Annotated in this window: 8 protein-coding genes and 1 pseudogene; all 9 read right to left on the minus strand. The window is 73.4% G+C overall.

Going from position 1 to position 7,509, the window contains the following annotated elements:
* Positions 1-237: 237 nt before the first annotated feature.
* Positions 238-900 (minus strand): holo-ACP synthase, encoded by a 663-nt coding sequence (gene acpS / locus ACWDN5_RS45595; protein WP_310969777.1) that lies wholly within the window; start codon positions 898-900, stop codon positions 238-240.
* Positions 897-1,661, minus strand: a complete 765-nt coding sequence (locus ACWDN5_RS45600; RefSeq protein WP_310969776.1) for a hypothetical protein — start codon at positions 1,659-1,661, stop codon at positions 897-899. Before ACWDN5_RS45600 ends, acpS begins: the two co-directional genes overlap by 4 nt.
* Positions 1,654-2,793, minus strand: coding sequence for an acyl-CoA dehydrogenase family protein (locus ACWDN5_RS45605; RefSeq protein WP_310969775.1), 1,140 nt, complete (start codon positions 2,791-2,793; stop codon positions 1,654-1,656). Before ACWDN5_RS45605 ends, ACWDN5_RS45600 begins: the two co-directional genes overlap by 8 nt.
* A complete protein-coding gene (locus tag ACWDN5_RS45610; RefSeq protein WP_449680667.1) occupies positions 2,790-3,398 on the minus strand; it encodes an acyl-CoA dehydrogenase family protein in 609 nt (202 codons plus the stop codon). The genes ACWDN5_RS45605 and ACWDN5_RS45610 overlap by 4 nt, the downstream gene beginning before the upstream one ends.
* Positions 3,395-4,342, minus strand: a complete 948-nt coding sequence (locus ACWDN5_RS45615; protein ID WP_310969773.1) for a 3-oxoacyl-[acyl-carrier-protein] synthase III C-terminal domain-containing protein — start codon at positions 4,340-4,342, stop codon at positions 3,395-3,397. Before ACWDN5_RS45615 ends, ACWDN5_RS45610 begins: the two co-directional genes overlap by 4 nt.
* 205 nt (positions 4,343-4,547) lie before the next feature.
* The gene (locus ACWDN5_RS45620) at positions 4,548-5,411 is read right to left on the minus strand and encodes a hypothetical protein (RefSeq protein WP_310969772.1); all 864 of its coding nucleotides are present in this window, start codon (positions 5,409-5,411) and stop codon (positions 4,548-4,550) included.
* A 3-nt stretch (positions 5,412-5,414) separates the two neighbouring features.
* Complete coding sequence (locus ACWDN5_RS45625; RefSeq protein ID WP_310969771.1) at positions 5,415-5,681, minus strand: acyl carrier protein; 267 nt, start codon at positions 5,679-5,681, stop codon at positions 5,415-5,417.
* Positions 5,678-6,976 (minus strand): type III PLP-dependent enzyme, encoded by a 1,299-nt coding sequence (locus ACWDN5_RS45630; RefSeq protein ID WP_449680668.1) that lies wholly within the window; start codon positions 6,974-6,976, stop codon positions 5,678-5,680. Before ACWDN5_RS45630 ends, ACWDN5_RS45625 begins: the two co-directional genes overlap by 4 nt.
* Positions 6,973-7,509: pseudogene (locus tag ACWDN5_RS45635) on the minus strand (ATP-grasp domain-containing protein); the annotation flags it as partial. The gene ACWDN5_RS45630 and the pseudogene ACWDN5_RS45635, both read right to left, overlap by 4 nt.

Here is a 7,509-nt window from a genome sequence, read left to right on the forward strand (position 1 = left end):
CCACCGTGTCGTCTCCGAGCAGGCCCAGCGCGGTCAGCACCCAGCCGCCCTTGGCCGGGAACCCTTCGCTCTCCCACGTCCCGAATGAGTCATTCGCGACCTTTCGCCGAGCCGGGCCGAGCCGAGCCGAGCCGAGCCGGGCCGGGCCGGGTCGCCTGAGTCCGGCACCGCCGCCCCGGCCGACGGCACACGAGAAGGGGCCTTCCGCTCACGGAAGGCCCCTTCTCCCTGCCCGCCCTACCATCCGGCCGCCTCGGCGACGACGCCGTAGGTGCGCCGCAGGTCGGTCATCCGGTAGATGCCGGCCTCCGGGATGCGGACGCCGTACCGGTGCTCGATCCGGGCGAGCAGCTCGATCACCACCACCGACGTGACCCCCAGATCGCCCGCGAACGACGCCGCGGCGGCCACTTCGGTCGGGGGGACCGAGAACAGGTCGGCGGCCAGCGCCGCCAGTTCGTCGAAGCGAGCCGGGACCGGAGCGGCCGGAGCGGGCGCCGCCGCGCGGCGGAACGGGCGGGGCGGGCGGGCACACCCCGCCGCCGCGACCGCGACCACCAGGTCGGCCTGGTGGCTCAGCGTCACCACGATCTCCTCCAGGCCGGCTTCTTCCGCGATCTCCGCCGCTCCGCCGCCCAGCGTCACCAACGGCGCTCCCCAGTCGTCGTTGGTGACCTCGATGTCACGCCAGCGCAGGCCCTGGCCGAAGCCACGGCCCAGCATCTTGCACGTGGCCTCCTTGACGGAAAACCGCCCGGCCAGCCGTTCCAGGGACCGTTCGGCACCCATCCGGGCGGCCTGCTCCAGCTCCACCGGCGTGAAGACCAGCGTCCGGTACCGCTGGTGCGCCGCGACCTCCGCGAACCGCGGGATCGACATCAGGTCCACGCCGATTCTCATCCACTCCGCCCCCCGAGCAGGCTCCCTCCGAGCAGATCCACAGTGGCCGCGGGCACCAGCCGCAACGCGGTGACGTCCACCGCGACCAGGGACAACCAGCCCTCGCGCAGCGGCCCGCGCGTGTGCAGCAGGACGCGCTCGCCGTCGGCGACCACCCCCTCGGCCACTGCCGCGCAGAACGCCAGCCACGCGTCGCACGGGCCGCGGCCGGTGAACCGGTGGTCACCGGTCAACGCGGGTTTTCCCTCCCCGCAGCCGGAAACAGCCAGCGGGGAGACCCCGCGGCGCACCCGGACGCCGACCGCGGCGAACCGTGGCTGGCCGCAGTCCGCGTCGGCGAACAGCGGCTCGTCGCAGATGACCGCCGTCGCCTCGCTGCCGACCGCCCACTCCAGGAGCCCGAAGACGGCCGTGCCGCCGAGCTCGTCGAGGTGCGAGAGGCCGATGTCCTCGCCCTCCCAGCCGCTGCGGTGCACGAGCCCGGCCAGGGCGGCGACGTTCGGATCGCGCAGCGGCCCGGAACGCACGAAGAACAGCGGCTGCGGCACCGCGGGCGGCCCGAGGGCGGCCAGCACCTGCGCGGTGACGTCGACGTCGTCGTCCTCCGGGATCCGGACCATCAAGCGCGACACCGGAATCCCGGCCGCGGCCAGCCGTTCCGGCGGCACCAGGTCGGCGGCTCCGGGCAACGTCGACAGCGGCACGTACTCCTCGCGCCGGGCGGAGGCGAACGCGATCGTGTCGATCCCGAGGTCAGGCATCGGCGTCTCCCGCCTGGTACCCGCGCGCCACGTGGAGGCGGTGGATGTTGCTGGTGCCCTCCATGAACTCGAACGCGTGCACGTCCCGCGTCCACTTCTCCAGCAGCGGGTGCTCGATCAGGCCGGCCGGGCCCAGTGCGGCGGACGCCCAGTGCGCGGTGCCCACCGCCAGCCCGATCGCGCCGAGCTTCGCGGCACTGGAGAGGTAGCCGCGCTCGGGGTCGCGGTCGATCCGCGCCGCCGCCTCGTACACCAGCTCGCGGCCCGCTTCGGCGCGGGCGAGGGCGAGCTGGCCGCCGGGGGCGTTCTTGCGATGCTCCAGCACGTACTCGACCATGGCGAGGGCCGTTCCCACGGCGGACGCGGCGATCCGCACCCGCATGTGGTTGAACGTCGTGATGGCGGCGAAGATCCCCCGCCGCGTCGCCGGCAGGTGGTCGCCGAGCATGCGGCCGGCGGGGATGGCGACGTCCGAAAAGGACAGTCTGCTGATGTAGGCGCCGCGCAGGCCGATCATCTCGAGCTTCTCGCCGTGCCAACCCGGCGCCGGGAGCTCGACCAGCGCCGCGCGGATCGACAGCGCGCCGCGGCCGGTGCGGCCGAACACCACGCCGACGCTGCCGCGGGCGGCGTTGCCGACGTAGCACTTGCCGCCGTGAAGCCGCCAGCCGTCGCCGTCACGCTCGAAGCGGGTCTCCATCGCCGTCGCGTCGTTGCCGCGGCCCTCTTCGGTCATCGCGAAGAACGACCAGCGGCGGCCGCCGTGCATCCGGGTGAAGAACCACTCCTGCTGCTCGGGCGTGCCGAGCAGTTCGACGAACACCCCGGCCAGGCCGGGTGACGGGCAGGCGAGGATCGCGCCGACGTCGCCGCGGGCCAGTTCGATCAGCCCGGCCACGTTCTCCAGGCACGACCCGCGTTCCATCGCGCGCAGCAACGGCGTCGACGGCAGCGACTCGCGGTACTGCGGCGGTGTGTCGGCCTGCCGGACCATCTCGAACACGGGCGAGTTGTAGTGCTCGTCCATCGCGTCCGGGTCGACGTCGATGGCCAGGGCGCGGGACCGCAGGTCGGCGGCCGCCTCTCGGCTCAGGTCGCGGACCGCGCGGACGCGGTCGCTCAGCTCGATCATGCCGGTTCTCCTTCCGGTTCCCGGTCCACCCAGGTGCCGGCCACCAGGGCCGAGACGTAGAGCGACCGCGCGGGTGAGGTGGCGAGGAAGCCGGAGGCGCCGAGGTGCTGGGCCACCCGCCAGCCCAGTTCGTCCAGCTCGCGGTGGACGTCGGCGACGGCGACCGGGTGCCGCTGCGAGCGCACCTGCGCGCGCAGCCGTTCCACCGCGGCCATCACGTCCCCCATCGCGCCGACGATCAGCTGCTTGCGGATCAGCGGTTCGTCGCCGCTGGTGCGGTTCGACAGGTGCTCGACGACGTGGTCGAGCACCGAGCGCAGCACCCCCAGCCGGACCGCGGCCAGGTGCCGGCCGAAGTCGGCCAGCTCGTAGGCGTCGCGCTCTTCGCGGGGACGGCCGGGACAGGCGAGGAAGACGATGTCCTCGCGGTCGGCCAGGCTGTGCGTGCGCACTTCGGCGCCCTCGGGGACGGCGCCGGCGGGCACGGCCGCGTACCGGCCGGGGGCCAGCCGGTCGGCCGGGGTGGCGGGCAGGGCCCGCGCGAGGCCGGCGGCGAGGCCGTCGCTGCGTGCGGTTCGCTCGCATTCGAGCAGGCTGGTGGTCACTTCTCCTCCACGACCTCGACGATCACCGACTGGAAGTAGGCGCCCTGGCCCACGGAGACCAGGGCGCAGCGCTGCCCGGGACGCAGCCGTCCGGCCGCGTCGGCGTGCTGCAGGGCGAGCAGAGAGTCGACCCCGAAGTTGTGGCCGCGCTCGGCGACCAGGTCCAGGGGGATCTTCTCGAACGGGAACCCGGACAGCCCGCTGAACGTGCGCCAGAACATCCGGTTGGACAGGTCCGGCAGCACCCAGTCCACATCGGACAGGGCGAGGCCGGCGTCCCGCGCCGCGGCGCCCACCACGGCCACGGCCTGCTCGCAGCAGACCTTGCCGAAGAGCGTGAACTCCTCCTTGGTCATCCGCAGGCTGCGGTGGAACCGCGTGTCGCGGGTGCTCGCGCCGCCGAGGTAGCGGTAACGGGCGGGCCCGTTCGCCACCACGAGGGCCGCCGCGGTGTCGCCCGCGACGGTGGTGCCCGGGATGTAGCGGCCGCGGTCGCTGGCGCTGCCCTGGTCGCCGCCGAGCACGAGCACCCGGTCGTCCGGGGCCGCGCCGGGCCGGGCCAGGTAACGCCGGGCGAGTTCGACCGAGCGCAGCACCGACGTGCAGTTCACGTGCGACACCCCGAAGAACGGGACGCCGGGCAGGCCGAGCGCGTCGCGCAGCCGGTCCGGGAACTCGCCGCACAGGTCGAGCTCGGCGATGAGCAGGGTGTGGCCGTAGAGCACCAGGCTCGCCGGCCCGCCGCCGAGCGCGGCCCGCCCGGCCTCGGCCAGGTGGTCCGCCATCCGCTCGCCCGGCGCGAGCACCGGGCTGTCGCGCAGGCCGTAGATGCGGCCGAACATGCGCCGCTCCAGGGGTTTGGCGCCCGACCGCACGAGCACGTCGTCGACGGCCTCGACCCGGCCGGGCAGCCGCACGGCGACCCGGGACAGCCCCGTGTCCATCAGTGCCCCCTCCCCAGGTCGCGCGTGTCGACCCCCGAATCACGCGTGTCGGCTTCCCAATCACGCGTGTCGGCTTCCCAATCACGCGTGTCGGCTTTCTGATCACGCGCGGAGAGCGGCGGGGAGGCGACGCGACAGCCGCGGAACGGGCCAACCACCGGCGCGAAGTCCGCCGGCCGCACCGGCTCGCGCAACCGCGGGCCCATCAGTGCTCCCTCCCCGGCACGAGCAGGCAGCTGCAGAACGTGCCGCTCGCCGGCTCGAAGTCGGCCAGCAGCACCGGCTCCTCCAGTGGCCACCGACGCGCGAGACCCGCCCACACGCCCGTGCACCAGAGGTCCGGCACCGCCTCGACGCGCCCGGCGTACGGCGTGCCCGCGAGCCGCTTGGCGAGGCCCGCTCCGGCCAGCACCGCCACGCCCGGGTGCCGGTACAGCACGTCCGCCAGCGCCAGGGTGGCGCTGTGCGGCCCGGTCCCGCCGAGGCGGACCTCCTCCAGCTCCGTCACCGCGACGTCGCCGGTCGCGCCGGCCTGCAGCAGCACCGCCGCGTCCGGGCGGTGGGTGGCCGGGTGGCCGCTGTCCCACAGGACGGCGTTCTGGTCGTACACCAGCAGTGCCGCCGAGGTCGCCTCGCCGAGCCGGCACAGGCCGTCCAGCAGGCGCAGCGCCGTGAACGCCGCACCTGGTCCCGGCCCCGCGACCGAGCACGGTTCCGGGTTCCCGGGCAGGCGTCCGGCGAGGTAGCAGCCGGCGACCTCGGAGTGGTACAGGTCGGGCGAGTGGTAGGCGAGCACCACCGCGTCCAACGGCGGCAGCGGGCCGCCCGCGTCGGCCAGGAGGGCCTCGGTCATCTCGATGAACCCGTTGCCGGTGCGGGCCAGGAAATCCTCCTGGTCCGCCGCGGCGCCGAAGGTCTCGACCATGAGCCGCGCCAGCTCGGGGCGCATCCCGAACACCGGCTTGGCGCGCTCGGTGAACACCCGGTGCGTCACGCCGCTCAGGTGCACCCCGGCCGGGCGCGGGGGAACCGCCGCCCGGCCCGGCGGCGCCAGCGTTTGGAGGGACATGGCTCAGACCGCCGCGGCGGCCCTGGCGAAGGCCGACTCGATGTAGTCGGTCAGGCTGCCGACCGTGCGGAAGACCTCCGGGCCGAGCTCGTCCGGGTCGATCTCGAGGCCGATCGTGTCCTCGAGGCTCATCAGCAGCTCGATGACGCTGGTGGAGTCGAGCGCCAGGTCCTCGAACAGGCGCAGCTCCGGGGTGACGCCGCCGATCTCCTTGTTGAGCACGGCGGACAGGGCGATCTCCAGGTGGCTGACGATCTCGGTGCGGTTCATCTCGGCTCACTTCCCATGCTGTCGGTAAGGGGCTGGTGCAGGTGCTGCTTGCGCAGCAGGTCCGCGGGCTCGTCGCGGTCGCGGACCAGGTAGGCCGCACCCCCGCGGACGAGCACCTCGGCGGGGAACCCGTGGCTGAGGAACAGCCCGGGCGAGGCCGACGGCCCGTAGGCGCCGGAGTTCAGGACGCCGACCAGGTCGCCGGCGCGCAGGTCGGGCAGCTTCACCTGCTTGAGCAGGGTGTCGTTGGGCGTGCACAGCGGGCCGGTGACGGTCCACGGGCCCGGCTCGACGGTGTCGTCGGTGTCGTCCCCGGCGTCGCGCGGGGTGAGCAGCACGGCCGGGAAGTTGCGCTTGACGAACGAGCCGATGCCGACGGCCGCCATGTGGTGGTGGGTGCCGCCGTCCGCGATCGCGAACCGCTCCCCCATCGACTCCTTGACGTACCGGACGCCGAGCACGTAGACCCCGGCGCGGCCGGCCAGGAACCGGCCGGACTCCATGATCAGCCGGGTCGCCGGGTGCGCCCGGTGGAACGCCTCCAGCATCGGGTTGATCTCGGCGGCCACGTCGGCGGCTTCGAGGTCGTCCTCGCCTTCGAAGTAGGCGACACCGAGGCCGCCGCCGATGTCGACGGCTTCCAGCCGGATCCCGGTCTCCGCGGCCACCCGCTCGGCCAGGTCGAGGGCGTAGCGCGTGTTCTTGCCGATGACCTCGGCGTCGAGGATGCGCGTGCCCATGTAGACCTGGATGCCGGCGACGTCGGCGTGCCGGTACCCGGCCAGCCGCGGCCCGGCGGCGAGGACCTGGGCCTCGTCGATGCCGAACTGGCGGGGCTTGCCGCCCATGGTGAGCCGGGACCCGCTGATCGCGCAGGTCGGGTTGATCCGCAGCAGCACCCGCTGCTGCCGGCCGAGTTCGGCGCCGAGCCGTTCGATGTCGTCCAGCTCGTCGAAGGACTCGCAAACGATTGCGTACACGCCGGTGTCCAGGCACGCGCGCAGTTCCTCCTGGCTCTTGCCGGGGCCGAGGAAGATGATGTCGTCCGGCCGCGCGCCGGCCTTCAGCACGGTCTGCAGTTCCACGATGGACGAGACCTCGGCGCGTGCGCCGCCGTGGTGCAGGGCGGCGAAGACGCTGATGTTCGGGTTCGCCTTCAGCGAGTAGAACACCTCGATCGCCGGGTGCAGCACCGCGCGCAGGCCGGTGATGGTCGCGTGCAGGACGTCGCCGTCGTAGACGTACAGCGGCGTGCCGAAGCGCGCGGCGAGGTCCGGGTAGTCGATGTCGGTCATGCGTTTTCCCCTGCCATGACGCCGAGACGGCGCTCGGCCTCGGCCCGGACGGCGAGGGCTTCCTCCGGCGAGTCCCCGACGCAGATCGCGTAGAGACGGCCGTGGAAGGAGCCCTCGCCGGTGGCCGCGGCGTTGAGCGTCGCGAAGTTGTTGACCAGCACGCCGGTGTCGCCGGCGCCGGTGAAGAACAGGTCGCCGAGCGCGGTCTCGACCTCGGCGAAGGTGTGCTCGCGCTGCAGCTTGAGCGAGAAGGTGGCCGCGATGGCGTGCCGGCCCTCGGGGATGAACTTCTCGGCGATCCGGCTCTGGTAGGTCGACATGTTGAACCGGGCGTTGATCTCCAGGCACGGGTAGAGCGTGCCGTCCGCGGAGAGCATCGCGTCGACGCCGACCATGCCGAAGAAGCCTTCGTCGTGCAGCGCCCGCCCGATCTTCTCGACGGCTTCGGCCAGTTCCCGGGCCGCGACCGGCGGCAGCTCCACCGGGAAGCGGTGGCCCTGGTGGACGCCGTTCTTCAGCACGGCGGCCTTGAC

The organism is Amycolatopsis sp. NPDC003731, from assembly GCF_053586895.1.